Source organism: Enterobacter sp. BNK-13 (genome assembly GCF_048685015.1).
GTDB classification, from domain to species: domain Bacteria; phylum Pseudomonadota; class Gammaproteobacteria; order Enterobacterales; family Enterobacteriaceae; genus Enterobacter; species Enterobacter quasiroggenkampii.
This window is the reverse complement of sequence record NZ_JBLQTP010000001.1, coordinates 3,880,122-3,905,215: the sequence shown is the minus strand read 5'-3', so window position 1 is coordinate 3,905,215 and position 25,094 is coordinate 3,880,122. Positions and strand designations below refer to the sequence as shown.

Genomic DNA, 25,094 nt, shown 5'->3' with positions numbered 1-25,094 from the left:
TTATAACGATTTCGTAGCATTTAGCAGCTAAATACTGGTCTTATCAGGGAAGATTATCAACCGCTATCCGAAAAAGATTTGCGGTTGACGGGGAATATGCGGGAAAACGCACAGTTTCGCGCACTATCGCAACCACTGGCGGAACTTCTTGTAACGCCATGCTAAAAGCGCCACGGCGGCCAGTGCGTACAGGACCGGCTGCGGGGAGAGGATCTTCACCGACCACAGGTAATGAATGGGAGCGAGGATCGCGACAAGATAGACGAAGTTGTGCAGCAGCTGCCAGCGCCTGCCCAGTTTTCGCTGTGCATATTGCGTGGAGGTCAGCGCTAACGCCAGTAAAATCACCCAGCTCACAATACCCAGCGTCAGATAAGGGCGTGTCACCAGTTCGCGGCCAAGCAGTGTCAGATTGTTAATTCCCAACTCCAGCAGGGCATAGCTGGTGAGATGCAGCGTCGCCCAGGCAAAACACCATAGCCCTAACAACCGACGGGTGCGTATCAATAGTGGCTGTTTAGCGTAGCGCGCCAGCGGCGAGACGAGCAAGGTGGCCAGCAAAAATTTCAGAGCCATCCGACCGGTAAAATGCTGGATATCCTTGGCCGGATCGGCGCTAAAGAGCCCCTGGCTGGCGGCCCAGAACAGCCATATAAAAGGAAGCAGCCCGGCCAGATGCAGAAGCACTTTCAGCCAGGTAATCTGTTTTGCTGTTAAACGCACTCAGAAGTTCTCCCGTAAATTGAGGCCACGGTACAGCGAGGCCACTTCATCCGCATAACCGTTAAACAGCAGCGTGGGCTGACGCTTTACGTCCAGCGCACCGCCGGAACCGATAAACCGCTCGGTCGCCTGCGACCAGCGCGGGTGATCCACATGCGGGTTCACGTTGGCGAAGAAACCGTATTCGTCCGGGGCCGCCAGATTCCAGGTGGTTGGCGGGCGCTCGCGGGTGAGCTTAATGCTGACGATGGACTTAATTCCTTTGAAACCGTATTTCCACGGTACGGTTAAACGAATGGGGGCACCGTTCTGCGGCGGAAGCGCCTTGCCGTACACGCCGACGGTCAGCAGGGTAAGCGGGTGCATCGCCTCATCGAGGCGTAACCCTTCCACATACGGATACTCAAGCCCGCCGCCAATAAACCGGTCTTTTTGTCCAGGCATCTCGTCCGGCGCATAGCGCGTCTGGAAGGCGACATATTTTGCGTTGCTGGTGGGCTCAACCATCGCCAGTAATTTATGCAGCGGGAAGCCAATCCAGGGCACCACCATCGACCAGGCTTCCACACAGCGCATACGGTAGATACGCTCTTCGAGCGGGAAACGGGTGGTCAGATCGTGATGATCCAGCGTCAGAGGTTTCGCCACTTCGCCATCAATCTTCAGCGTCCACGGATCGGTTTTGAGGCTACCGGCGTTGGCGGCAGGATCGGCCTTGTCGAGACCAAATTCGTAGAAGTTGTTGTAGCCGGTGACTTTATCTTCTGGCGTAAGCGCGAGTTTGTTCTGCCATTGGGCGGGTTTCGTAAAGGTGAGCGGGGCGCCGGAAGGGGCCTTCGGCCGATCGTTGCCTTTAAACCAGTCGAGCAGGTCGGCGTGTGCTGCCGGCGAGAGCGAGAGCGCGGTGGCGCTGATGCCAAGCATTTTCAGGATCTGGCGGCGCTGTAACATAAAGACAGACTCAGACGTTACGTCGGCTTCCGTCAGTTTTCGGTTTTTCATGGCATCCTCCGTCATGCGTTTTCCTAAGCATGACGGAGGAGAGGGATTCGCGCGAATATGTCACGAAAATTTGAAGATTAGGCGATTTTCACCAGCGCTCGACCGTGGAACTGATTGTCCATGATCTTACTGGCATACTCCGGTGCCTGGCTGAGCGTGATCTCCGTGGCGCTCTGAGTGTAGAAGGATTCCGGCAGGTCGCGTACCAGACGTTCCCATGCCTGCGTACGGCGAGCCGCTGGAGTCATCACGGAATCCACACCCTGCAGGCGGACGTTACGCAAAATAAATGGCATCACGGTGGTGGGCAGGGCAAATCCGCCCGCCAGTCCGCAGGCAGCCACGCAGCCGCCGTAGTTCATCTGCGCCAGGACTTTTGCCAGTACCTTATCACCGACGGTATCTACCGCGCCTGCCCAGACCTGTTTTTCCAGCGGACGGGTTTCAGCGAATTCGTCACGGCTGAGAATGCGGTTTGCACCGAGCTGGCGCAGGTAATCGTGGGTGCTTTCACGACCGGAAACCGCCGCGACCTGATAGCCCAGTTTGTGCAGTAACGTCACTGCCGTGCTCCCCACGCCCCCGCTGGCACCAGTGACGACAATTTCGCCCGATTCAGGGCGGATACCCGCCTCTTCCAGCGCCATTACGCACAGCATCGCGGTAAAGCCTGCCGTGCCGACGATCATCGCTTTGCGGCCATCCATGCCTTTCGGCATCGGCACCAGCCAGTCGCCCTTCACGCGCGCCTGCGTGGCCAGCCCGCCCCAGTGATTTTCACCTACGCCCCAGCCGGTGAGCAGCACCTGCTGGCCCGGGTGGAAGCGCGGATCCTCGCTGGTATGAACCCGGCCCGCAAAATCAATACCCGGCACCATAGGGAAATTTCGGATGATTTTACCCTTACCGGTGATCGCCAGCGCATCTTTATAATTTAAACTGGACCAGTCGATGTCGACGGTTACTTCGCCTTCCGGCAGGCGACTCTCTTCTACCGCCTGCACTGAGGCAAGCGTTTTGCCGTCCTGCTGTTCTAAGATCAAAGCCTGCATACGGGGTCCTCTCGACTCATATGATTGGAAAATAATTTCTGAAGACTATACTCGCTCAGGGAAACGCAGTGCCGATTTAACGCAATAAATTGCCAGATACACCCGATTTGGTAGTATGCCGCATTCGAAATGCAAGTTAGCGCTTACTCGCTACCCCATCAACCCACGGAGTAATCTCAAGGATGCGATTAACGACGAAATTCTCAGCTTTTATCACTTTGCTGACGGGGCTTACCATTTTTGTCACCCTTCTGGGCTGCTCTCTGAGCTTTTACAACGCCATTCAGGACAAACTGGTCAACCGGGTGCAGTCCGTCGCGTCGGTGATTGATACGCGTCTGCTGACGACGCCGCTACCGGCGCTCACCCGTGAGCTCGATGAGTTGATGGTACCTGTTGATATTGTTCAAATCGACATTCAGCAGGGAAAGCATCGTGTGTTAAGCCATGAACGGCCGGGAGGTTATCGGCCTGCGGGCGTGGTGAGCCAGTACCGGGAAGTGACGGTGCATTCCCTGAAAAATCCGGGGATGACCATCCACATGGTCTACCTCGATCCGATGGCCAGCTATTTCCGTTCCATGATGACCACCGCGCCGCTCACCGTGGCGGTGGCGTTTATCGTCCTGCTGATCTTTCTCGCGGTCCGCTGGCTGCGCCGCCAGCTCTCCGGACAGGAGCTGCTGGAGATGCGCTCCGTGCGGATCCTTAACGGTGAGCGCGGCCCGCAGGTGCGTGGTTCCGTCCACGAATGGCCGTCACGCGCCAGCAGCGCGCTGGATACGCTGCTCTCGGAAATCCAGTTTGCCAGCGACCAGCGCAGCCGTATGGATTCGCTGATCCGCTCCTATGCCGCCCAGGATAATAAAACTGGCCTGAACAACCGCCTCTTCTTTGATAATCAACTCGCCACGCTGCTCGACGATTCGGAAAAAGTGGGGACGCACGGGGTGGTGATGATGATTCGCCTGCCTGACTTTGATCTCCTGCGCGATACCTGGGGACAGCGGGCCGCGGAAGAAAATCTCTTTACGCTGATCAACCTGCTCTCCACCTTTATTATGCGCTACCCGGGTGCGCTGCTGGCCCGCTATCACCGCAGCGACTTTGCCGTGTTGCTGCCGCACCGAACGCTGAAAGAGTCGGAAAGCATCGCCAGCCAGTTGCTGAAGGCGGTGGATGCGCTGCCGCAGAGCAAAATGCTCGACAGGGACGATATGGTCCACATGGGGATCTGCGCCTGGCGTGGCGGGCAATCGACAGAACAGGTGATGGAACATGCGGAAGCGGCCACCCGCAACGCCGTGTTGCAGGGCGCGAACGGATGGGCGGTGTATGATGACTCCCTGCCGGAAAAAGGGCGCGGTAACGTGCGCTGGCGAACGCTGATTGAGCAAATGCTGAGCCGCGGCGGACCGCGTATTTATCAAAAACCCGCGGTCATGAAAAACGGCAACGTTCACCACCGTGAACTGATGTGCCGTATTTTTGACGGTACGGAAGAGGTTATCTCGGCGGAATATCTGCCAATGGTCCTGCAATTTGGTCTGTCCGAAGAGTATGACCGCCAGCAAATTACCCGGTTAATTCCGTTTTTATCTTTCTGGCCGGAAGAGAGCCTGGCGCTGCAGGTCACCGTGGAGTCGTTAATACGCCCACGTTTTCAGCGCTGGCTACGTGATACATTAATGCAATGCGAAAAATCGCAACGCAAACACATTATTTTTGAACTTGCTGAGGCCGATGTAGGTCAACACATCAGCCGGTTACGTCCGGTGGTACGTTTGATCAATGCGCTCGGTGCGCGTGTCGCGGTGACGCAGGCAGGTTTAACGCTGGTCAGTACCGACTGGATTAAGGCGCTGGATGTGGAGTTATTAAAGCTACATCCAGGGCTGGTAAGGAATATTGAGAAGCGTACGGAAAACCAGCTGCTGGTACAGAGTCTGGTAGAAGCATGCAAGGGAACGCGAACACAAGTATTTGCTACGGGCGTGCGCTCCAGAGGGGAATGGCAGATGTTAACAGAGCGCGGTGTCATGGGTGGTCAGGGGGATTTTTTTGCTGCCTCTCAACCGCTTGACACCAACGTGAAAAAATATTTGCAAAGATACTCTGTTTGACCTGCCGTTTACGCTGTTTTCACGTAGAATATCGCGCCTGTAGCTTTGAGTATGTCGAGCAAAAAGCCAGTGAACGACCTTAACGGGTTACAAACGTCAGTGGGGAACGCTACTGTTTACTCAGCCCTGAGGGAGTCAGGGGATGATTTTGTAACATCAGGAAACGTACTGCACAAATTTTCACCGTTGCAGATGATTTTTGCGCCTTGTCGCTGCTGCGTGTGGTTGGTAAAGTAAGCGGATTTTGTTTTCCGCCCCAGCTTTCAGGATTATCCCTTAGTATGTTGAAAAAATTTCGTGGCATGTTTTCCAATGACCTGTCCATTGACCTGGGTACTGCGAATACCCTTATTTATGTAAAAGGACAAGGCATCGTATTGAATGAGCCTTCCGTTGTGGCCATTCGTCAGGATCGTGCAGGCTCGCCGAAAAGCGTGGCCGCTGTGGGTCATGACGCGAAGCAGATGCTGGGTCGTACCCCTGGCAACATCGCCGCTATTCGCCCAATGAAAGACGGCGTTATCGCCGACTTCTTCGTGACTGAAAAAATGCTTCAGCACTTCATCAAGCAGGTTCACAGCAACAGCTTCATGCGTCCAAGCCCGCGTGTTCTGGTGTGTGTGCCGGTTGGCGCAACCCAGGTAGAGCGTCGCGCAATTCGTGAATCTGCCCAGGGTGCTGGTGCGCGTGAAGTGTTCCTGATTGAAGAGCCAATGGCGGCGGCAATCGGTGCAGGTCTGCCTGTGTCTGAAGCGACCGGTTCCATGGTGGTGGATATCGGTGGTGGTACCACTGAAGTGGCCGTTATCTCTCTGAATGGCGTGGTGTACTCCTCTTCCGTACGTATCGGTGGTGACCGCTTCGACGAAGCCATCATTAATTATGTACGCCGTAACTACGGCTCTCTGATCGGTGAAGCCACCGCAGAGCGTATCAAACACGAAATCGGCTCTGCGTATCCGGGCGATGAAGTGCGTGAGATCGAAGTACGTGGCCGTAACCTGGCTGAAGGTGTGCCACGCGGTTTCACCCTGAACTCCAACGAAATTCTGGAAGCACTGCAGGAACCACTGACGGGTATCGTGAGCGCGGTAATGGTCGCGCTGGAACAGTGCCCACCAGAGCTGGCGTCCGATATCTCCGAGCGCGGTATGGTTCTGACCGGTGGTGGTGCGCTGCTGCGTAACCTCGACCGCCTGTTAATGGAAGAGACAGGTATTCCTGTCGTAGTTGCAGAAGATCCACTGACTTGCGTCGCCCGTGGTGGTGGCAAGGCGCTGGAAATGATCGACATGCACGGCGGCGATTTGTTCAGCGAAGAGTAGTCGAGTTTGAGAGGGTAGCAATTTGCTACCCTTTCTCTCTGACGCGAGAATACGCATAGCCTATGAAGCCAATTTTTAGCCGTGGCCCATCGCTACAGTTTCGCCTCATTCTGGCGGTTCTGGTTGCGCTTGGGGTCATTATTGCCGATAGCCGCCTCGGTACGTTCAGCCAGATCCGAACGTACATGGATACCGCCGTCAGTCCTTTCTACTTTATATCCAATGGTCCCCGTGAACTGCTCGACTCCGTTTCTCAAACGCTGTCTTCACGTGACCAACTCGAACTCGAAAACCGGGCATTACGTCAGGAACTGTTGCTGAAAAACAGTGAACTGCTAATGCTGGGGCAATACAAGCAGGAAAATGCGCGTCTGCGTGAACTGCTCGGCTCGCCGCTGCGTCAGGATGAGCAGAAAATGGTCACTCAGGTGATCTCCACCGTGAACGACCCTTACAGCGATCAGGTTGTGATCGACAAAGGGAGCGTGAACGGGGTGTATGAAGGTCAGCCTGTTATCAGTGATAAAGGCGTCGTGGGCCAGGTGGTTGCCGTGGCCAAACTGACCAGCCGCGTGTTGCTGATTTGTGATGCCACGCATGCGCTGCCGATCCAGGTACTGCGCAACGACATCCGCGTGATTGCGGCCGGGAATGGCTGTACGGATGACCTGCAGCTGGAACACCTGCCAGCCAACACGGATATCCGCGTGGGCGACGTGCTGGTGACCTCCGGTCTGGGTGGCCGCTTCCCTGAAGGCTATCCGGTTGCGGTGGTCTCTTCGGTGAAGCTGGATACGCAGCGTGCCTATACCGTGATTCAGGCGCGTCCAACCGCCGGTTTGCAGCGTCTGCGCTATCTGCTGCTGCTGTGGGGCGCCGATCGTAACGGGGCTAACCCGATGACGCCTGAAGAGGTGCATCGTGTGGCAAATGAACGCCTGATGCAGATGATGCCGCAGGTTCTCCCGCCTGCGGACTCCATGGGGCCGCCTGCGCCAGTCCCGGCGCCGGCAACCGGGTTAACGCAGCCGCTGCCGGATGCGCCGCCACCGCCTAAACTCACTTCGGGAGGGCAGTAGTGGCAAGCTATCGTAGCCAGGGACGCTGGGTCATCTGGCTCTCGTTTCTCATTGCACTGTTGCTGCAAGTGATGCCCTGGCCGGATGACATTCTCGTTTTCCGGCCAAACTGGGTATTGCTCATTTTGCTCTACTGGATCCTTGCCCTGCCGCATCGCGTAAATGTCGGCACAGGTTTTGTGATGGGTGCCATACTGGATCTCATTAGCGGCTCAACGCTTGGCGTACGCGCCTTGTCCATGAGCATTATTGCGTACCTCGTCGCACTCAAATTCCAGCTCTTCCGTAACCTTGCGCTCTGGCAACAGGCCCTGGTTGTGATGTTGTTGTCGCTCGCTGCGGATATCGTTGTTTTCTGGGCAGAGTTTTTAGTGATCAACGTCTCTTTCCGACCGGAAGTGTTCTGGAGTAGTGTAGTAAACGGTGTGCTCTGGCCATGGCTGTTCCTGCTGATGCGTAAGGTTCGCCAGCAGTTTGCTGTGCAATAAAAGGTTTCTATGACGTCTTTGTATCTCGCTTCCGGCTCCCCGCGCCGTCAGGAACTCCTGACGCAGCTAGGGGTCTCTTTTGAACGCATCGTGACCGGCATTGAAGAAAAACGTGCTGAGGGCGAAAGTGCTCAACAGTACGTGTCACGTCTGGCGCGTGAGAAAGCGCAGGCGGGCGTGGCCAGTGTGCCACGCGATCTCCCTGTGCTGGGGGCAGATACCATCGTTATCCTGAACGGTGAAGTGCTGGAGAAACCGCACGACGCCGATCATGCAGCGCGCATGCTGCGCAAGCTGTCCGGACAAACGCATCAGGTGATGACGGCCGTCGCGCTGGCCGATCGCCAGCACGTGCTGGACTGCCTGGTGGTGACGGAAGTGACCTTCAGAGTACTTACCGACGACGACATCGCCGCTTATATTGCCAGCGGTGAACCGATGGATAAAGCAGGTGCATACGGTATTCAGGGGCTGGGTGGCTGTTTTGTCAGGAAGATTCATGGCAGCTATCACGCCGTAGTCGGCTTACCGCTGGTGGAAACGTATGAGTTGCTGAGCAATTTTAACTCACTGCGTGAGGGAAGGGATAATTATGACGGCTGAATTGTTGGTAAACGTAACGCCATCGGAAACCCGTGTGGCCTATATTGATGGTGGCATTCTTCAGGAAATTCATATTGAGCGTGAAGCGCGGCGCGGAATAGTAGGCAATATCTACAAAGGTCGTGTCAGTCGTGTACTACCGGGTATGCAGGCGGCTTTTGTAGATATTGGACTCGATAAGGCGGCATTTTTACATGCCTCCGATATCATGCCGCACACCGAGTGCGTCGCGGGCGAAGAGCAAAAGCAGTTTGCCGTGCGCGATATTTCTGAACTGGTGCGTCAGGGACAGGATCTGATGGTGCAGGTGGTGAAAGATCCCCTCGGCACCAAAGGCGCCCGTCTGACCACCGATATCACCTTACCTTCCCGCTATCTGGTCTTTATGCCCGGCGCGTCGCACGTGGGCGTCTCACAGCGTATTGAGAGCGAAAGCGAGCGCGAGCGTCTGAAAAAAGTGGTCAGCGCCTACTGCGATGAACAGGGCGGATTTATCATCCGTACCGCCGCGGAGGGGATCAGCGAGGAAGACCTGGCGTCGGATGCGGCTTACCTGAAGCGCGTCTGGACAAAAGTGATGGAGCGTAAAAAACGCAACCAGACCCGCTATCAGCTCTATGGTGAGCTGGCGCTGGCGCAGCGCGTTCTGCGTGACTTTGCCGACGCGCAGCTCGACCGCATCCGCGTGGACTCTCGCCTGACGTATGAAGCGTTGCTGGAGTTTACCGCCGAATATATCCCGGAGATGCCAGGCCTGCTGGAGCACTACACCGGGCGTCAGCCGATCTTCGATCTCTATGATGTTGAAAACGAGATCCAGCGTGCTCTGGAGCGTAAGGTTGAGCTGAAGTCCGGCGGTTATCTGATCATCGATCAGACCGAAGCGATGACCACCGTCGATATCAACACCGGTGCGTTCGTCGGCCATCGCAATCTCGATGACACCATCTTCAACACCAACATCGAAGCCACGCAGGCGATTGCGCGCCAGCTTCGTCTGCGCAATCTGGGCGGCATTATCATCATCGACTTCATCGATATGAGTAATGAAGACCATCGTCGCCGCGTGCTGCACTCGCTTGAGCAGGCCCTGAGTAAAGATCGTGTGAAAACCAGCATCAACGGCTTCTCACAGCTGGGGCTGGTGGAAATGACGCGTAAGCGTACCCGCGAGAGCGTGGAGCATGTGCTGTGTAATGAATGCCCAACCTGCCATGGACGCGGAACGGTAAAGACGGTTGAGACCGTCTGCTACGAGATCATGCGTGAAATTGTGCGTGTGCATCATGCCTACGACTCCGACCGTTTTCTGGTCTATGCTTCCCCTGCGGTGGCTGAAGCGCTGAAAGGCGAAGAGTCACACGCGCTGGCGGAAGTGGAAATCTTTGTCGGCAAACAGGTAAAAGTACAAATTGAACCGCTCTATAACCAGGAGCAGTTTGACGTCGTGATGATGTAAGCGCAGTACGCTGCGTGACGAATGCTGACAAGGAGAGATGCGTGAGGCGATTGCCGGGGATTTTATTGCTTACAGGGGCAACGCTGGTCGTGATTGTCGCGTTGCTCGTGAGCGGGCTACGCCTCGTTTTACCGCATCTGGACAGCTGGCGTCCGCAGCTGCTGGCGAAAATCGAATCCACCACCGGCGTGCCGGTGAACGTCAGCCAGGTCAGCGCTAACTGGCAGAATTTTGGCCCGACGCTCGATGTCCGGGATATCAACGCCAGCCTGAAAGATGGCGGCTACCTGAAAATCAAACGCGTGACCCTGGCGCTGGACGTCTGGCAAAGCCTGCTGCATCTGCGCTGGCAGTTTCGCGATCTCACCTTTTATCAGCTCCAGTTCCTGACCAATACGCCGCTGTCTGGCGGCGATAGCGGTCAGGGTCTTGAAGCCAACCGCTTCAGCGATCTTTTCCTCCGCCAGTTCGATCATTTCGATCTGCGCGACAGCGAAGTGAGCTTTATTACCCTTTCCGGCCAGCGCGCCGAGCTGGCGATCCCGCAGCTGACCTGGCTCAACGGTAAGGATCGGCACCGCGCCGAGGGGCAGGTCAATCTCTCAAGCCTGAACGGCCAGCACGGCGTGATGCAGGTGCGCATGGATCTGCGCGACGATGACGGCCTGTTAAATAACGGCAAAGTCTGGCTGCAGGCCGACGATGTGGACGTCAAGCCGTGGCTGGGCGACTGGCTCCAGCAAAATATGCAGCTGGAAACGGCCCGCTTCAGTCTTGAAGGCTGGTTGACCCTGACGAAAGGCGAATTTGCCAGCGGCGATATCTGGCTCAAGCAGGGAGGCGCGAGCTGGAAAGGTGAAAACCAGCAGCATCAGCTTTCCGTCGATAACCTCACCGCGCACGTGACGCAGGAGAAAGAGGGCTGGCAGTTTGCCATTCCCGATACGCGCATCACGATGGACGGCAAGCCGTGGCCGCGCGGTGCGCTGACGCTGGCCTGGATGCCGGAGCAGGACGTTGGCGGCACGGCCAGTAAACGCAGCGACGAGCTGCGTATCCGTGCCAGTAACCTGGATTTGGCCGCTATTGAAGGGCTGCGCTCGATGGCGGCAAAGCTATCTCCTGATCTGGGCGAGATCTGGCTGGCTACGCAGCCGAGCGGAAAGATTGATTCTCTGGCGCTGGATATCCCGCTTCAGGCGACGGAAAAAACCCGTTTCCAGGCGACATGGAAAGATCTTGCCTGGAAGCAGTGGAAGCTGTTGCCGGGGGCGGAGCACTTTAGCGGCAAGCTGGAAGGCAGCGTGGAGAACGGCAGGCTGACGGTTGATATGCACGACGCCAAAATGCCTTACGAGACGGTCTTCCGCGCGCCGCTGGAAATCGAACAGGGCAACGCAGTGCTTAACTGGCTCCGTAACGACAAGGGTTTCCAGCTCGATGGCCGGCATATCGACGTCAAAGCGAAAGCGGTGCATGCGCGCGGCGATTTCCGCTATTTGCAGCCTGAAGGGGATGAGCCGTGGCTGGGGATTCTGGCCGGGATCAGTACCGATGACGGCTCCCAGGCCTGGCGCTATTTCCCGGAAAACCTGATGGGGAAAGCGCTGGTAGACTATCTGAGCGGTGCGATTCAGGGCGGTCAGGCGGATAATGCCACGCTGGTTTACGGCGGTAATCCCCATCTGTTCCCGTATAAACATAATGAAGGTCAGTTCCAGGTTCTGGTGCCGCTGCATGACGCCACCTTCGCGTTCCAGCCGGGCTGGCCCGCGCTGAAAAACCTGGATATCGAACTTAATTTCCTTAATGACGGCCTGTGGATGAAGTCCGACAGCGTGGCGCTGGGCGGCGTGACGGCCAGCAACCTGACGGCCAACATTCCGGACTACTCAAAAGAGAAGCTGCTGATTGATGCCGACATCAACGGTCCCGGCAAGGCGGTGGGACCGTACTTTGAGGAGACCCCTCTGAAAGAGTCGCTGGCCGCGACGCTTCAGCAGCTCCAGCTTGATGGTGATGTGAATGCTCGCTTACATCTTGATATCCCGCTGGACGGTGAGATGACCACCGCGAAAGGCGACGTCCGTCTGAAGAACAACAGTCTGTACATCAAACCCCTTGAGAGCACCCTGAAAAATCTCAGCGGGCAGTTCAGCTTTGAGAACGGTAACCTGAAGAGCGAGCCGCTTACCGCCAGCTGGTTTAATCAGCCCGTGAATATCGACTTCACGACCACAGAGGGTGAAAAGGCGTATCAGGTGGCCGTCAATCTCGACGGCAACTGGCAGCCAGCGCGAATGGACGTCCTGCCGAAGCCGATTGAGGCGTCCGTGGAGGGCGCGGTCGCCTGGAAAGGTAAAGTGGCAATAGACCTGCCTTATCACGCGGGCGCGCAGTACAAGGTCGACATCACGGGCGATCTGAAAAACCTTCACAGCCAGCTGCCTGCGCCGCTGGATAAACAGGCTGGACAGCCGCTGCCGGTGAAGCTGAACGTGGATGGCAACCTGAACAGCTTCGCGCTGACCGGCAGCGCGGGCGGGACGAACCACTTCAACAGCCGCTGGTTGCTTAACCGCAAGCTCACCCTCGACAAAGCCATCTGGACGACGGATAGCCGCTCCACGCCACCGCTGCCGGAGCAGGCGGGCATTGAGCTGAATCTTCCGCCGATGGACGGTGCAGAGTGGCTGGCGCTGTTCCAGAAAGGCGTTGGGCAAAACGTCGATGAAACCGCCCAGTTCCCGCAAGCCATTACCGTACGCACGCCGTCGCTAATGCTCGGCGGGCAGCAGTGGAACAACCTGAGCATTGTCTCACAGCCTGGCGCTAACGGTACGAAGGTGGAAGCCCAGGGCAGAGAGATCAACGGTACGCTGACCATGCGCAATCACGCGCCGTGGCAGGCGGCGATCCGCTACCTCTACTACAACCCGGCAAGCACCGCGAGCGGGAAAGACAAACCGGCTGCGACGTCGCCGCTGAGTCAAATCTCCCGCGTCGATTTTAGCGGCTGGCCCGATCTCCAGCTGCGCTGTGCAGAGTGCTGGCTGTGGGGGCAGAAATATGGCCGCATCGACGGTGATTTTGCCATCCAGGGAAACACGCTTACGCTCTCGGGCGGCCTGGTTGATACCGGCTTCGGCCGCATGACGGCGGGCGGGGAATGGGTGAATAATCCGGGCGAGCAGCGGACGTCCCTCAAGGGCGACATTAAAGGCAACAAACTGGATGCAGCAGCCAATTTCTTTGGCATCAGCACGCCGCTGCGCGGTTCATCATTTGACGTTAATTACGATCTTCACTGGCGCGACGCACCGTGGAAGCCGGATGAGGCCTCGCTGAACGGCATTCTGAAAACCCACTTCGGCAAAGGTGAGATCGCCGACGTGAGCACGGGGCGCGCCGGCCAGATCCTGCGCCTCCTCAGCTTTGATGCGCTGCTGCGCAAGCTGCGCTTCGATTTCAGCGATACCTTCAGCGAAGGGTTCTACTACGATTCCATCCGCAGTACGGCGTGGATCAAGGACGGCGTTCTGCATACGGACGATACGCTGGTGGATGGCCTGGAAGCGGACATTGCCATGAAAGGCTCCGTTAACCTCGTGCGCCGCGAGCTGGATATGGAAGCCGTGGTGGCACCGGAAATTTCCGCGAGCGTGGGCGTTGCGGCGGCCTTTGTGGTGAACCCGATTGTCGGTGCGGCGGTGTTTGCCGCCAGCAAAGTGCTGGGGCCGCTGTGGAGCAAGGTCTCCATTCTGCGCTACCGCATTACCGGTCCGATCGATAAACCGCAGATTAACGAGGTGCTGCGCCAGCCGCGCAAAGATGCACAGCAATGATTTGACGTGGGCAGGTAATTGCCTCACTCTCAATAAATACGATCTTTATACCGCCACGGGCGGCAACGAACGAGTAGCAATACGATGAGTCTGAACCTGGTAAGTGAACATTTGCTCGCAGCGAACGGCCTGAGCCATCAGGACCTGTTCTCCATTCTTGGTCAACTGACCGAACGCCGTCTCGACTACGGCGACCTTTATTTCCAGTCGAGCTATCACGAATCCTGGGTTTTAGAAGACAGCATCATCAAAGATGGCTCTTACAACATTGACCAGGGCGTCGGCGTCCGCGCCGTCAGCGGCGAGAAAACCGGTTTTGCCTATGCGGATCAGATTAGCCTCGCCGCACTTGAGCAGAGCGCGCAGGCGGCGCGCACCATTGTGCGTGATACCGGTGATGGACGTGTGAAAACGCTGGGAGAAGTGCAGCACTCTGCGCTCTATACCAGCATCGATCCGCTGCAGAGCATGAGCCGTGAAGAGAAGCTGGATATCCTGCGTCGCGTGGACAAAGTCGCCCGCGCGGCGGATAAACGCGTGCAGGAAGTTTCTGCCAGCCTGAGCGGTGTGTATGAACTGATTCTGGTGGCGGCAACGGACGGCACCCTGGCAGCTGATGTCCGCCCGCTGGTGCGTCTCTCCATCAGCGTGCAGGTCGATGAGGACGGCAAACGCGAGCGCGGCTCAAGCGGTGGCGGCGGTCGTTTTGGCTATGACTGGTTCCTGGGCGACGTTGACGGTGAAGCGCGCGCTGACGCGTGGGCAAAAGAAGCCGTGCGTATGGCGCTGGTGAATCTGAATGCCGTCGCGGCACCGGCGGGGTCATTTCCGGTTGTGCTGGGTGCCGGCTGGCCGGGCGTGCTATTACACGAGGCGGTGGGCCACGGTCTGGAAGGCGATTTTAACCGTCGCGGGACGTCCGTGTTCAGCGGTCAGATCGGGCAACTCGTCTCCTCTGAGCTGTGCACCGTGGTGGATGACGGCACCATGCTTGATCGTCGTGGCTCGGTGGCTATCGACGATGAAGGTACACCAGGTCAGTACAATGTGCTGATTGAAAACGGCGTGCTGAAAGGCTACATGCAGGACAAACTCAACGCGCGCCTGATGGGCGTCGCGCCGACGGGCAACGGACGTCGCGAATCTTACGCGCACCTGCCGATGCCGCGCATGACCAATACGTATATGCTGCCGGGCAAATCCACGCCGCAGGAGATTATCGAATCCGTTGATTACGGTATCTTTGCTCCAAACTTTGGCGGCGGCCAGGTGGACATCACCTCCGGTAAGTTTGTCTTCTCTACCTCAGAAGCGTACCTGATTGAGAAGGGCAAAGTGACCAAAGCGGTGAAAGGTGCGACGCTAATTGGCTCCGGTATTGAAGCCATGCAGCAGATCTCGATGGTCGGTAACGATCTGAAGCTGGATAACGGCGTGGGCGTCTGCGGTAAAGAGGGCCAGAGCCTGCCGGTGGGCGTGGGCCAGCCAACGCTGAAAGTGGACAACCTGACGGTAGGCGGCACTGCCTGACCTGAATCGGCATAAAAAAATGGCGCTACTGATGTAGCGCCTTTTTTTTAACGTAAGTTACCCAGCGGTATCTCCGGATCCGGCTCGTGTGTGATGCGGTTACGCAAGTCACGACGAATAATTTCGATCGACCAGAACCAGACCAGATGGCCTACGATCTCTGAAACGTGTTCATACCACGGCAGCTCAAACAGCGGTGGCGTCAGCCCCATCAGCGGGAAGGAGATCATATGCACAAAGAGCTGAGCTAACGCACCCGCCAGCAAACCCTGCCAGAGTTTAATTTTCGGGAAGACTTCAGCCACGACACAATAGCCAACAGCGAAGACGATTGAGAAAATAATATGCGTCACGCCGACCCAGTTAAATATATGCCCGGCAAATGTATAAACTGCCGCGTTAGGATCAACAACGCCCAGCCAGTCGCGTAAAAATACATAGGGAGGGTTTAAAAAATTGCGGGAACAGTCAATCTGGCTTGCGGCTCTTATTAATTGCTCGGGTCCACATGCGCCGGTGAATAAGTCGGAGGGGCTGCGTGGCGGAAGCGGTACTTCGGCTCCCCATTTGACAAACGCGGAGACAATCCCTGCAATTAAACCGATGAACGCGGCGAGTCCATAGCGCCTGCGTGAAGGCGGTGTTTGTTCAAATAGATTCATTTCTTTTCCTTGTTTAACGTCATCCTGCGGAATACATTTTATTATTCATATCAGCAACAAATTAATAACAGTCTGACGAGCAGACTACATATAAAGTAATGGGCTGGTAGCGGCAGTGTCAATTCTCTATTCCTGATAGTGGCGAAGGAATATTCCTGAATCAACAAGAGATTCATCCTGGGAATATTCATTGCCTCTATGCGTTAAGAAATAAATTGATTATTCCTTTCTTCTTCCCCGCATCCCCTGAAACAGCTCCGCCACGTCCACAAAATACTCGGTCAGATAGTTAATACATACCTGGACTTTCAGCGGAAGCTTGTCTTTTTCGGTATACAGGGCGTACACCGGACGCGGATCGGACTGGTAGCGCGGGAAGAGGATCTCCAGTACGCCGCTGTTGATCTCGTTGATCACCCACATCAGCGGCACGTAGGCGATCCCGGCGCCGGCTACCAGCCAGCGCGAAATGGTCATCGGATCGTTGGTGACAAACCGTCCTTCCGGCAGCAGTCGGGTGGAGATCCCCTCCGGGGCAATCAGCTCAAATTCATTGTCGGGCCGCACGCTGTACTCCAGCCACGAGTGGTTGGTGAGGTCGGCGGGTTTCTCCGGCACACCGTACTGGGCCAGATAGCTCTTCGAAGCGCAGACGACCATCGGCATGCTGCCCAGCCGACGCGAGAACAGGCTGGAATCCTGCAGCGCGCCGACGCGGATCACCACGTCCAGACCGTCGGCTATCAGATCCGGCGCCGGGATACCCGTCACCAGATTAACGGTAAGCCCGGGATACTCTTTCAGCATATCCGCCGTCATGGCAGCGAGAACATTTTGTGCCATAGTTGAAGAACACCCGATGCGCAGCGTGCCGATGGGGGTGTTGTTGAAGGCGTAGAGCTGTTCGTGAACATCCTGCACTTCAAGCAGCATACGGCGACAGCCCTGATAGTAAATTTTGCCCGCTTCCGTCAGCCCAATGCTGCGGGTACTGCGGTTGAGCAGCTTGACCTGAAGCTCATCTTCCAGTTTAGACACCGTCTGGCTGATGGATGAGACGCTCATCTGAAGCTGGCGTGCAGCGGCGGTAAAGGAGCCCAGTTCAACCACTTTGGCGAAGACTGACATGCGTTTTAAACGTTCCATTGTTCACTCTGGCTTAAAAGTGATTTAGATCACATATTATAGATAACAGCATAACAGTTACGTTAATATATTATTTATTACATAACGGCTGCGCCATTCTCGCCCGGCGTTTCTTGCTCTCCTGCGATGGCGTGCGCTAAAAAATTCTGAAGCCTGCACTCTCTCTAATCAAGGTCAACATGAGTCTGTTTCCCGTTATCGTGGTGTTCGGTTTGTCCTTCCCACCGATATTTTTCGAGCTTCTTTTATCACTGGCGATCTTCTGGCTGGTGCGCAAGGTGCTGGTCCCTACCGGGATCTACGATTTCGTCTGGCACCCTGCATTGTTCAATACCGCGCTGTATTGCTGCCTGTTCTACCTGATATCGCGCATGTTTGTCTGAGGTTGATGTGAAAACGCTAACAAGAAAAATCTCCCGCACTGCCATCACCATGGCGCTGGTTATCCTCGCCTTCATCGCTATTTTCCGCGCCTGGGTCTATTACACCGAATCACCGTGGACGCGTGATGCACGCTTCAGCGCCGATGTGGTGGCGATCGCCCCTGACGTGGCCGGTCTAATCACGGCGGTCAACGTACACGATAACCAACTGGTGAAAAAAGATCAGGTTCTGTTCACCATCGACCAGCCTCGTTACCAGAAAGCACTGGAAGAGGCGGAAGCGGACGTGGCCTATTACCAGGCGCTGGCTGCGGAGAAACGCCGCGAAGCTGGCCGCCGTAACCAGCTTGGTGTTCAGGCAATGTCCCGTGAAGAGATTGATCAGTCCAACAACGTGCTGCAAACCGTGCTGCACCAGCTGGCGAAAGCACAAGCAACGCGCGATCTGGCGAAGCTCGATCTGGAGCGTACCGTGATCCGCGCACCGTCTGATGGCTGGGTGACCAACCTTAACGTCTATGCCGGGGAATTTATTACCCGTGGCTCAACCGCCGTGGCGCTGGTGAAACAGAACTCCTTCTACGTACTCGCCTATATGGAAGAGACCAAGCTGGAAGGCGTACGTCCGGGCTACCGGGCAGAAATCACGCCGCTGGGCAGCAACCGCGTCTTTAAAGGTACCGTCGACAGCGTCGCCGCAGGGGTGACTAACTCCAGCAGCTCGAACGATGCAAAAGGGATGGCAACGGTGGATTCCAATCTCGAGTGGGTGCGTCTGGCCCAGCGCGTGCCGGTCCGTATCCATCTGGACGAACAGCAGGGCAATCTGTGGCCTGCGGGTACCACGGCGACGGTGGTGATTACCGGTGAAAAAGATCGGGATGCCAGCCAGGACTCGTTCTTCCGTAAAATCGCCCACCGTCTGCGCGAGTTTGGTTAATCGCTATGGGCATCTTTTCCATCGCCAGCCAGCACATTCGCTTCGCCGTGAAGCTGGCGTGTGCCATTGTGCTGGCGCTGTTTGTTGGCTTTCACTTCCAGCTTGAAACCCCTCGCTGGGCAGTGCTGACGGCTGCGATTGTCGCGGCTGGCCCGGCCTTTGCTGCGGGTGGGGAACCCTATTCAGGCGCGATCCGCTATCGCGGGATGCTGCGTATCATCGGGACGTTTATCGGCTGTTTCGCGGCGCTCACCATTATTATTCTGATGATCCGCACGCCGCTGTTGATGCTGATGGTGTGCTGTATCTGGGCGGGCTTTTGCACCTGGATCTCGTCTCTGGTGAAAGTGGAGAACTCCTACGCCTGGGGGCTGGCGGGCTATACCGCGCTGATTATTATCATCACCATCCAGTCCGAGCCGCTGCTGGCTCCGCAGTTTGCGGTGGAGCGATGCAGCGAAATTGTCATTGGTATCGTGAGTGCGATTGTCGCGGACCTGCTGTTCTCCCCGCGCTCCATCAAGCAGGAAGTCGACCGTGAGCTTGACGCGCTGATTGTCGCTCAGTACCAGCTGATGCAGCTCTGCATCAAGCACGGCGACAGCGAAGAGGTGGATAAAGCCTGGAGCGGGCTGGTTCGCCGCACGCAGGCGCTGGAGGGGATGCGCAGCAATCTCAATATGGAGTCGTCACGCTGGGCCCGCGCTAACCGTCGTCTGAAAGCCCTTAATACGGTCTCGTTAACGCTGATTACCCAGGCATGTGAAACCTATCTGATTCAGAACACCCGGCCGGAAGCGGTCACCGATACCTTCCGCGAACTGTTCGCCGAGCCGGTGGAAACGGTGCAGGACGTGCACAAGCAGCTGAAGCGTATGCGCAGGGTGATCGCCTGGACAGGGGAGCGCGACACGCCGGTAACCATCTACACCTGGGTCGGCGCCGCGACGCGCTACCTGCTGCTGAAACGCGGCGTGATCGGGAATACCAAAATCAGCGCGGCGGAAGAAGAGGTGCTGCAGGGCGAAGTGGTGATCAAGGCGGAATCCGCCGAGCGCCATCACGCGATGGTTAACTTCTGGCGTACGACGCTTGCCTGTATGCTCGGCACGCTGTTCTGGCTGTGGACGGGCTGGACGTCCGGCAGCGGCGCGATGGTGATGATTGCCGTCGTGACCGCACTGGCGATGCGTCTGCCTAATCCGCGTATGGTCGCCATCGATTTCCTGTACGGCACCATTGCCGCCCTGCCGATAGGCGCGCTCTACTTTCTGGTCATCATCCCGTCGACGCAGCAGAGCATGCTGCTGCTCTGTATTAGCCTGGCGGTAATGGCGTTCTTTATCGGCATTGAAGTGCAAAAGCGACGTCTGGGATCGCTGGGGGCGCTGGCGAGTACGATTAACATCATCGTGCTCGATAACCCGATGACCTTCCATTTCAGCCAGTTCCTCGACAGCGCGTTAGGTCAGCTGGTGGGCTGTTTCCTGGCAATGATGGTGATTCTGCTGGTCCGCGATAATTCGCAGGCAAGAACGGGCCGCGTGCTGTTGAACCAGTTTGTGTCGGCCGCCGTGTCGTCGATGACAACCAACACCGCGCGCCGTAAAGAAAACCATCTGCCCGCGCTCTACCAGCAGCTGTTTTTACTGCTGAACAAGTTCCCGGGCGATATCGGCAAGTTCCGGCTGGCGCTGACCATGATCATTGCACACCAGCGTCTGCGTAACGCACCGGTGCCGATCAACGACGATTTGTCGGCCTGGCACCGCCAGCTGCGTCGTACCGCTGACCACGTGCTTTCCGCCAGCAGTGATGACAAACGACGTCGCTACTTTACGCAACTGCTTGAAGAGCTGGATATCTACCAGGAGAAGCTTAAAACCTGGGAAGCGCCGCCTCAGGTGACCGAGCCGGTAGGACGGCTGGTGTTTATGCTGCATCGCTACCAGAATGCCCTCACGGATAGCTGACCGAAGTAAAAAAACCGACGCCAAAAGCGTCGGTTTTTTTGTGGCTATACTTATTCCAGCACGTTCTTACATTTCAGGAAGGGAGGACACATGACGACCCAGGCGCTTCAGGATCACATCCTTTTTCAGACCGGTTATCTGGTCAACGGAATCTGGAAAACGCTGGACACGACCTTCGATGTGCTTAACCCCGCAACCGGGGAAGTCATCGCGAAAGTCGCCAAAGCGGGTAAAGCCCAAACCGAAGACGCTATCGCAGCGGCCACCAAAGCCTTCCCGGCCTGGCGTGCCAAAACCGCGAAAGAACGCTCGGCGATTCTTTATCGCTGGTACGAACTGATCATTGAGAATAAAAGCTGGCTCGGGCAGTTAATGACCACCGAGCAGGGTAAGCCGCTGAAAGAGGCCGAAGGCGAGGTGGAGTACGCTGCCAGCTTTATCCAGTGGTTTGCCGAAGAGGCCAAGCGCGCGAACGGTGAAATTATTCCGCCGATCAAACCCGGCTCGCGCATTCTGGCGACCCGTGAACCCATTGGCGTGGTCGCGGCGATAACGCCGTGGAACTTCCCGATGGCCATGCTCACCCGCAAGTTAGGCCCGGCGCTGGCTGCAGGGTGTACCGGTGTGATCAAACCGGCCAATAACACGCCGCTCAGTGCCTTTGCGCTGCTTACCCTGGCAAAACAGGCTGGCGTGCCCGACGGCGTGCTCAACGCCGTGGCCGGGAATACGCATGAAATCAGCGATGCGATCATGGCAAGCCGCGACGTGCGTAAAATCTCCTTTACCGGCTCGACCTCCGTCGGCAAAACGCTGGTGCGTAATGCTGCCGAAACCATGAAGAAAGTCTCGATGGAGCTGGGGGGAAATGCCCCGTATATCGTTTTTGAGGATGCAGACATCGACGCGGCGGTGAAGGGGGCGATTGCCAACAAGTTTCGCAATGCCGGGCAGGTCTGCGTCAGCGTGAACCGTTTTTATATTCAGGAAACCGTCTACGACAAGTTTGTGAATAAACTTGCCGATGCCGTGAAGGCGCTCAAGGTGGGGAATGGCCTTGACGAGGGCGTTGTTGTCGGGCCGCTGATTGAATCTGCTGCGGTCGACAAGGTGCGTGAGCATGTCGACGATGCCGTCTCTCGGGGGGCAACCGTACTGGCAGGGGGTAAGCCCCATCCGCTTGGCGGGAATTTCTGGATGCCAACCGTGCTGGGCGACTGCCATGAAGGCATGAAGCTGGCAGAAGAAGAGACGTTTGGCCCGGTTGCGGCATGTTTCCGTTTCACCTCGGAAGATGAAGTTATCCAGCGCGCCAACAACACGCCCTATGGGCTGGCCGCTTACTTCTATACCCAGAATCTCTCACGTGTTTTCCGCGTTTCGCAGGCCATCGAGAGTGGGATGATCGGCATTAACGAGTGTGCTGTTTCCACGGAACTGGGGCCCTTTGGCGGCGTAAAAGAGTCAGGCCTGGGTCGTGAGGGCTCCGTGCTGGGCCTGGAAGAGTACCTGGAAGTGAAAACCCTTCACATCGGGGGATTATAATAGACAGGGCGGCATCTGCCGCTCGCCTGGACTGGGTGGCTGGCAATGAAAACCTATACTTTTGATTTTGACGAGATCGACAGTCAGGAAGACTTCTACCGCGAATTTATCCGGGTGTTTGATCTTGAACGGGAAAGCGTGACGAATCTGGATACGCTATGGGACGTGGTGACCGGGAGTCTGCTGCCGCTACCGCTGGAAATTGAGTTCATCCATTTGCCCGATAAGCTACGCAGACGCTTTGGCGCACTGATATTACTGTTCGATGAAGCGGAAGAAGAGCTGGAAGGGCAGCTGCGTTTTAACGCGCGGCACTGAATGAAAAAAGCCCCTGACCATGAGGCCAGGGGCAAGTCGTATGATGAGATACGACGAGGGTTTATTTATACAGTTCTGCAGTTGCATGCCAGTGGTCACCCTGATTCAGTTCGGTGACGCGATAGCTGCTGGCACCCGCTTTTTCAGCTTTGGCAGCCAGTTCGTGACGGATATCCATCGGAGAGCCGGTAACAGACGTCACGGAGATGCTGCCCATAGGCTGCAGATTTTGTGCCTGGTCGGCATTCACCTGCTGTACGGCTGCGCTTGCGCCGAAAGAGAGAACAGATGCCAGACCGAGGGTTGCGATGATCAATTTGGTTTTCATAGTCTTTACTCCTGAATAGGGTTTTTGCTCAACGGCGAGAAGGGTTGAACCGCTATTTTTATGCCTGGTGCCGTTGAGTGGAGATTTACGTTTCAGTTATTACTCAAACTTATTTGTACAGCTCAGCGGTGGCGTGCCAGTGGGCACCAGAACGCGCTTCGATGATGCGGTAGGATGACGCACCCTTTTCTTCCGCTTTTTTGTTCAGCATCTCACGCATGTCCATTGGCGATGTGCCGACCGCGCCGACAGAAACCGTACCGATGGTCTCGCGTGATTGCGCCTGATCAGCATTGATAGCGTCAGCCGCGAAAGCACCGAATGACAGGACAGACAGGACGCTCAGCGCCGCTACAGTTGATTTGATTTTCATGATTTTTACCTCGTCGAATTTTTTAGTGGGGTCTTGTTTCGTGACCCTCATCACAAAATCAAGTATACACTAATAACGGCAAAAATTAATACCAGACTAATGGTTTCTATTGTTATTACGTGTTAACCACTCTGTTTTTTATAACCAATTTGCATAATATTGGGTGTTTTTTGCGCATTTGTGTTGGCTATATCTAAGAAAATCATATGGATATCAGCTTTTGATTTTTTGTGCGATTTTTTGATTTAGCATTCACCAGATGAATGTTAATGGGCGGTAAAAAGCACTATTTGTTAAAGTCAGGGGCAGTGGAAAAGAGGGGGAAACGGCGTGGGGGCAGAACGATCCCCGCAGCGGCGCTACGGGGAAAGGGGATTAGAGTTCCTGTTCGAACAGAACCAGAATCGCTTCGTGGAGATCTTTAACGGAGAAACCGCTAGCCGGCGTGGTGAAGATGGTGTCATCGCCAGCGATAGTCCCGAGGATGCCTTCTGTTTTACCCAACGAGTCCAGCATGCGGGCAATCAGCTGTGCGGCCCCAGGGCTTGTGTGGATCACCACAACGGCGTCGTTGTAATCGATATCCAGAACCAGATTCTTTAGCGGGCTGGAGGTGGTCGGCACGCCAAGTTCCGCCGGCAGGCAATAGACCATCTCCATCTTGGCGTTACGGGTACGCACCGCGCCAAATTTCGTTAACATGCGGGAGACTTTCGACTGATTGATGTTATCGAAGCCTTGTTCCTGCAGCGCCTGAACAATTTCTCCCTGAGAACTGAATTTCTCTTCTTTAAGTAGCGCTTTAAACGCCTTGACTAATTCTTCTTGCTTAGACGAGCTTCGCATAAGTCACCCGGAATATGACGATAGAAACAACATTATTATGCATGTGGATGAATTTTTATGCAAATTATCTACTCAGCGCCAGGCTGAAATAATGTTATGAAAGGGAGTGATTTTATCAGAATTCGTTATCAGAAAACATGCCTGGGTCACGCCGCGCAAATAAGCTTAAAAGTAAATTAAATGTTATCAAAATGATGTTGTTTTGGTGGCGGGGCAGGGTGTATTGTAACCACCTCTTAATTCGTCGCCGTCTGTCGTCAGAGCGTCTTCTGAAGAGAGATAAAGTCGCGTGACCTCAAATTCTTTAGCTACGAAAATTGTAATTATTTACTTGCTGAATTATGGTCGCCGCAACGGATTTACAGATACTTAAGTTAACCATAATAAGGAGTTTAGGATGAAAGTCGCAGTCCTCGGCGCTGCTGGTGGTATCGGCCAGGCGCTTGCCTTACTACTGAAAACCCAACTGCCTTCAGGCTCAGAACTCTCCCTGTACGATATTGCTCCGGTAACCCCAGGTGTGGCGGTTGACCTGAGCCACATCCCAACTGCTGTAAAAATCAAAGGCTTCTCCGGTGAAGATGCGCGTCCTGCACTGCAGGGTGCCGACGTGGTGCTGATTTCTGCAGGCGTGGCGCGTAAGCCAGGCATGGATCGTTCAGACCTGTTCAACGTCAACGCGGGCATCGTGAAAAACCTGGTGCAGCAGATTGCAGAAATCTGCCCGAAAGCATGCATCGGTATCATCACTAACCCGGTGAACACCACCGTTGCTATCGCGGCAGAAGTGTTGAAGAAAGCGGGCGTTTACGACAAAAACAAACTGTTCGGCGTGACCACGCTGGATATCATCCGCTCCAATACCTTCGTTGCTGAGCTGAAGGGCAAACAGCCAACAGAAGTGGAAGTGCCGGTCATCGGCGGTCACTCTGGCGTTACCATTCTGCCTCTGCTGTCGCAGATCCCAGGCGTAAGCTTCACCGAGCAGGAAGTGGCTGACCTGACCAAACGCATCCAGAACGCGGGCACCGAAGTGGTGGAAGCGAAGGCGGGTGGCGGTTCTGCAACTCTGTCTATGGGCCAGGCGGCTGCACGTTTCGGTCTGTCACTGGTTCGCGCGCTGCAGGGCGAGAAAGGCGTTGTTGAATGCGCTTACGTTGAAGGCGATGGCGAACACGCTCGCTTCTTCTCTCAGCCGCTGCTGCTGGGTAAAAATGGTATCGAAGAGCGTAAATCCATTGGCAAGCTGAGCGCGTTTGAGCAACACGCGATGGAAGGCATGCTGGATACGCTGAAGAAAGATATCACCCTGGGTGAAGAGTTCGTTAACAAGTAATACGAACCGTCCCCC

General features: G+C 55.8%; 22 protein-coding genes. 14 read left to right on the top strand and 8 right to left on the bottom strand.

What is annotated here, in order from left to right:
- Positions 1–123 precede the first annotated feature (123 nt).
- From msrQ to ACMGGQ_RS18805, 3 genes are all read right to left on the bottom strand, one after another.
- Positions 124–723, bottom strand: a complete 600-nt coding sequence (gene msrQ / locus ACMGGQ_RS18815) for a protein-methionine-sulfoxide reductase heme-binding subunit MsrQ (protein WP_023294685.1) — start codon at positions 721–723, stop codon at positions 124–126.
- On the bottom strand, positions 724–1,725 hold the full coding sequence (gene msrP, locus ACMGGQ_RS18810) for a protein-methionine-sulfoxide reductase catalytic subunit MsrP (RefSeq protein ID WP_045910138.1): 1,002 nt from the start codon (positions 1,723–1,725) through the stop codon (positions 724–726).
- Between the two features lie 77 nt (positions 1,726–1,802).
- Positions 1,803–2,777, bottom strand: a complete 975-nt coding sequence (locus ACMGGQ_RS18805; protein WP_045910137.1) for an MDR family oxidoreductase — start codon at positions 2,775–2,777, stop codon at positions 1,803–1,805.
- Between the two features lie 182 nt (positions 2,778–2,959).
- On the opposite strand from ACMGGQ_RS18805, the gene csrD reads away from it, so the two are divergent.
- The 8 genes from csrD to tldD all read left to right on the top strand — a co-directional run bounded on the left by csrD (position 2,960) and on the right by tldD (position 15,229).
- Entirely contained in the window at positions 2,960–4,900 is a 1,941-nt protein-coding gene (gene csrD / locus ACMGGQ_RS18800) for an RNase E specificity factor CsrD (RefSeq protein ID WP_063622563.1), read from the top strand.
- A 281-nt stretch (positions 4,901–5,181) separates the two neighbouring features.
- On the top strand, positions 5,182–6,225 hold the full coding sequence (gene mreB, locus ACMGGQ_RS18795) for a rod shape-determining protein MreB (protein WP_000913396.1): 1,044 nt from the start codon (positions 5,182–5,184) through the stop codon (positions 6,223–6,225).
- 62 nt (positions 6,226–6,287) lie between these two features.
- Positions 6,288–7,304: a rod shape-determining protein MreC gene (gene mreC, locus ACMGGQ_RS18790; protein ID WP_420290393.1), complete on the top strand. Its 1,017-nt coding sequence runs from the start codon at positions 6,288–6,290 to the stop codon at positions 7,302–7,304.
- Positions 7,304–7,792, top strand: coding sequence for a rod shape-determining protein MreD (gene mreD, locus ACMGGQ_RS18785; RefSeq protein ID WP_023309399.1), 489 nt, complete (start codon positions 7,304–7,306; stop codon positions 7,790–7,792). The genes mreC and mreD overlap by 1 nt, the downstream gene beginning before the upstream one ends.
- A gap of 9 nt (positions 7,793–7,801) precedes the next feature.
- Entirely contained in the window at positions 7,802–8,395 is a 594-nt protein-coding gene (locus tag ACMGGQ_RS18780) for a Maf family protein (protein WP_045910135.1), read from the top strand.
- Positions 8,385–9,854 carry a ribonuclease G gene (rng, locus tag ACMGGQ_RS18775; protein ID WP_008502847.1) on the top strand — a complete coding sequence of 490 codons (1,470 nt, stop codon included), beginning with the start codon at positions 8,385–8,387 and terminating at the stop codon, positions 9,852–9,854. Before ACMGGQ_RS18780 ends, rng begins: the two co-directional genes overlap by 11 nt.
- Before the next feature lie 41 nt (positions 9,855–9,895).
- Positions 9,896–13,699: an AsmA2 domain-containing protein YhdP gene (yhdP, locus tag ACMGGQ_RS18770; RefSeq protein WP_353144996.1), complete on the top strand. Its 3,804-nt coding sequence runs from the start codon at positions 9,896–9,898 to the stop codon at positions 13,697–13,699.
- Between the two features lie 84 nt (positions 13,700–13,783).
- A complete protein-coding gene (tldD, locus tag ACMGGQ_RS18765; protein WP_045910133.1) occupies positions 13,784–15,229 on the top strand; it encodes a metalloprotease TldD in 1,446 nt (481 codons plus the stop codon).
- A gap of 47 nt (positions 15,230–15,276) precedes the next feature.
- Here tldD and ACMGGQ_RS18760 read toward each other — a convergent pair whose 3' ends face one another.
- Both ACMGGQ_RS18760 and aaeR read right to left on the bottom strand, forming a co-directional pair.
- Positions 15,277–15,891, bottom strand: coding sequence for a YagU family protein (locus tag ACMGGQ_RS18760; RefSeq protein ID WP_023331418.1), 615 nt, complete (start codon positions 15,889–15,891; stop codon positions 15,277–15,279).
- Between the two features lie 219 nt (positions 15,892–16,110).
- On the bottom strand, positions 16,111–17,037 hold the full coding sequence (gene aaeR, locus ACMGGQ_RS18755) for an HTH-type transcriptional activator AaeR (RefSeq protein ID WP_023309395.1): 927 nt from the start codon (positions 17,035–17,037) through the stop codon (positions 16,111–16,113).
- A 179-nt stretch (positions 17,038–17,216) separates the two neighbouring features.
- Between aaeR and aaeX the strand changes: the two genes are divergently transcribed.
- From aaeX to ACMGGQ_RS18730, 5 genes are all read left to right on the top strand, one after another.
- Entirely contained in the window at positions 17,217–17,420 is a 204-nt protein-coding gene (aaeX, locus tag ACMGGQ_RS18750) for a p-hydroxybenzoic acid efflux pump operon protein AaeX (protein WP_003860416.1), read from the top strand.
- Between the two features lie 7 nt (positions 17,421–17,427).
- Positions 17,428–18,360: a p-hydroxybenzoic acid efflux pump subunit AaeA gene (aaeA, locus tag ACMGGQ_RS18745; RefSeq protein WP_023309394.1), complete on the top strand. Its 933-nt coding sequence runs from the start codon at positions 17,428–17,430 to the stop codon at positions 18,358–18,360.
- 5 nt (positions 18,361–18,365) lie between these two features.
- Entirely contained in the window at positions 18,366–20,333 is a 1,968-nt protein-coding gene (gene aaeB, locus ACMGGQ_RS18740; RefSeq protein ID WP_045910132.1) for a p-hydroxybenzoic acid efflux pump subunit AaeB, read from the top strand.
- Positions 20,334–20,423: 90 nt separating this feature from the next.
- Positions 20,424–21,878 carry an NAD-dependent succinate-semialdehyde dehydrogenase gene (locus ACMGGQ_RS18735; protein WP_032664520.1) on the top strand — a complete coding sequence of 485 codons (1,455 nt, stop codon included), beginning with the start codon at positions 20,424–20,426 and terminating at the stop codon, positions 21,876–21,878.
- Between the two features lie 45 nt (positions 21,879–21,923).
- The gene (locus ACMGGQ_RS18730; protein ID WP_008502839.1) at positions 21,924–22,196 is read left to right on the top strand and encodes a barstar family protein; all 273 of its coding nucleotides are present in this window, start codon (positions 21,924–21,926) and stop codon (positions 22,194–22,196) included.
- 61 nt (positions 22,197–22,257) lie between these two features.
- Here ACMGGQ_RS18730 and yhcN (ACMGGQ_RS18725) read toward each other — a convergent pair whose 3' ends face one another.
- From yhcN (ACMGGQ_RS18725) to argR, 3 genes are all read right to left on the bottom strand, one after another.
- The gene (gene yhcN / locus ACMGGQ_RS18725; protein WP_008502838.1) at positions 22,258–22,524 is read right to left on the bottom strand and encodes a peroxide/acid stress response protein YhcN; all 267 of its coding nucleotides are present in this window, start codon (positions 22,522–22,524) and stop codon (positions 22,258–22,260) included.
- A gap of 109 nt (positions 22,525–22,633) precedes the next feature.
- Positions 22,634–22,897 carry a peroxide/acid stress response protein YhcN gene (yhcN, locus tag ACMGGQ_RS18720; protein WP_045910130.1) on the bottom strand — a complete coding sequence of 88 codons (264 nt, stop codon included), beginning with the start codon at positions 22,895–22,897 and terminating at the stop codon, positions 22,634–22,636.
- Between the two features lie 375 nt (positions 22,898–23,272).
- Complete coding sequence (gene argR / locus ACMGGQ_RS18715; protein ID WP_008502836.1) at positions 23,273–23,743, bottom strand: transcriptional regulator ArgR; 471 nt, start codon at positions 23,741–23,743, stop codon at positions 23,273–23,275.
- A 397-nt stretch (positions 23,744–24,140) separates the two neighbouring features.
- Between argR and mdh the strand changes: the two genes are divergently transcribed.
- On the top strand, positions 24,141–25,079 hold the full coding sequence (gene mdh / locus ACMGGQ_RS18710) for a malate dehydrogenase (protein ID WP_045910129.1): 939 nt from the start codon (positions 24,141–24,143) through the stop codon (positions 25,077–25,079).
- Positions 25,080–25,094: the final 15 nt, after the last annotated feature.

What these genes read in the sequence shown, in the direction of transcription:
- msrP (WP_045910138.1), bottom strand. Translation starts at nt 1,725, where the DNA reads ATGAAAAACCGAAAACTGACGGAAGCCGACGTAACGTCTGAGTCTGTC.
- ACMGGQ_RS18805 (WP_045910137.1), bottom strand. Translation starts at nt 2,777, where the DNA reads ATGCAGGCTTTGATCTTAGAACAGCAGGACGGCAAAACGCTTGCCTCA.
- csrD (WP_063622563.1), top strand. Translation starts at nt 2,960, where the DNA reads ATGCGATTAACGACGAAATTCTCAGCTTTTATCACTTTGCTGACGGGG.
- mreB (WP_000913396.1), top strand. Translation starts at nt 5,182, where the DNA reads ATGTTGAAAAAATTTCGTGGCATGTTTTCCAATGACCTGTCCATTGAC.
- mreC (WP_420290393.1), top strand. Translation starts at nt 6,288, where the DNA reads ATGAAGCCAATTTTTAGCCGTGGCCCATCGCTACAGTTTCGCCTCATT.
- ACMGGQ_RS18780 (WP_045910135.1), top strand. Translation starts at nt 7,802, where the DNA reads ATGACGTCTTTGTATCTCGCTTCCGGCTCCCCGCGCCGTCAGGAACTC.
- rng (WP_008502847.1), top strand. Translation starts at nt 8,385, where the DNA reads ATGACGGCTGAATTGTTGGTAAACGTAACGCCATCGGAAACCCGTGTG.
- tldD (WP_045910133.1), top strand. Translation starts at nt 13,784, where the DNA reads ATGAGTCTGAACCTGGTAAGTGAACATTTGCTCGCAGCGAACGGCCTG.
- ACMGGQ_RS18760 (WP_023331418.1), bottom strand. Translation starts at nt 15,891, where the DNA reads ATGAATCTATTTGAACAAACACCGCCTTCACGCAGGCGCTATGGACTC.
- aaeR (WP_023309395.1), bottom strand. Translation starts at nt 17,037, where the DNA reads ATGGAACGTTTAAAACGCATGTCAGTCTTCGCCAAAGTGGTTGAACTG.
- aaeX (WP_003860416.1), top strand. Translation starts at nt 17,217, where the DNA reads ATGAGTCTGTTTCCCGTTATCGTGGTGTTCGGTTTGTCCTTCCCACCG.
- aaeB (WP_045910132.1), top strand. Translation starts at nt 18,366, where the DNA reads ATGGGCATCTTTTCCATCGCCAGCCAGCACATTCGCTTCGCCGTGAAG.
- ACMGGQ_RS18735 (WP_032664520.1), top strand. Translation starts at nt 20,424, where the DNA reads ATGACGACCCAGGCGCTTCAGGATCACATCCTTTTTCAGACCGGTTAT.
- ACMGGQ_RS18730 (WP_008502839.1), top strand. Translation starts at nt 21,924, where the DNA reads ATGAAAACCTATACTTTTGATTTTGACGAGATCGACAGTCAGGAAGAC.
- yhcN (WP_008502838.1), bottom strand. Translation starts at nt 22,524, where the DNA reads ATGAAAACCAAATTGATCATCGCAACCCTCGGTCTGGCATCTGTTCTC.
- yhcN (WP_045910130.1), bottom strand. Translation starts at nt 22,897, where the DNA reads ATGAAAATCAAATCAACTGTAGCGGCGCTGAGCGTCCTGTCTGTCCTG.
- argR (WP_008502836.1), bottom strand. Translation starts at nt 23,743, where the DNA reads ATGCGAAGCTCGTCTAAGCAAGAAGAATTAGTCAAGGCGTTTAAAGCG.
- mdh (WP_045910129.1), top strand. Translation starts at nt 24,141, where the DNA reads ATGAAAGTCGCAGTCCTCGGCGCTGCTGGTGGTATCGGCCAGGCGCTT.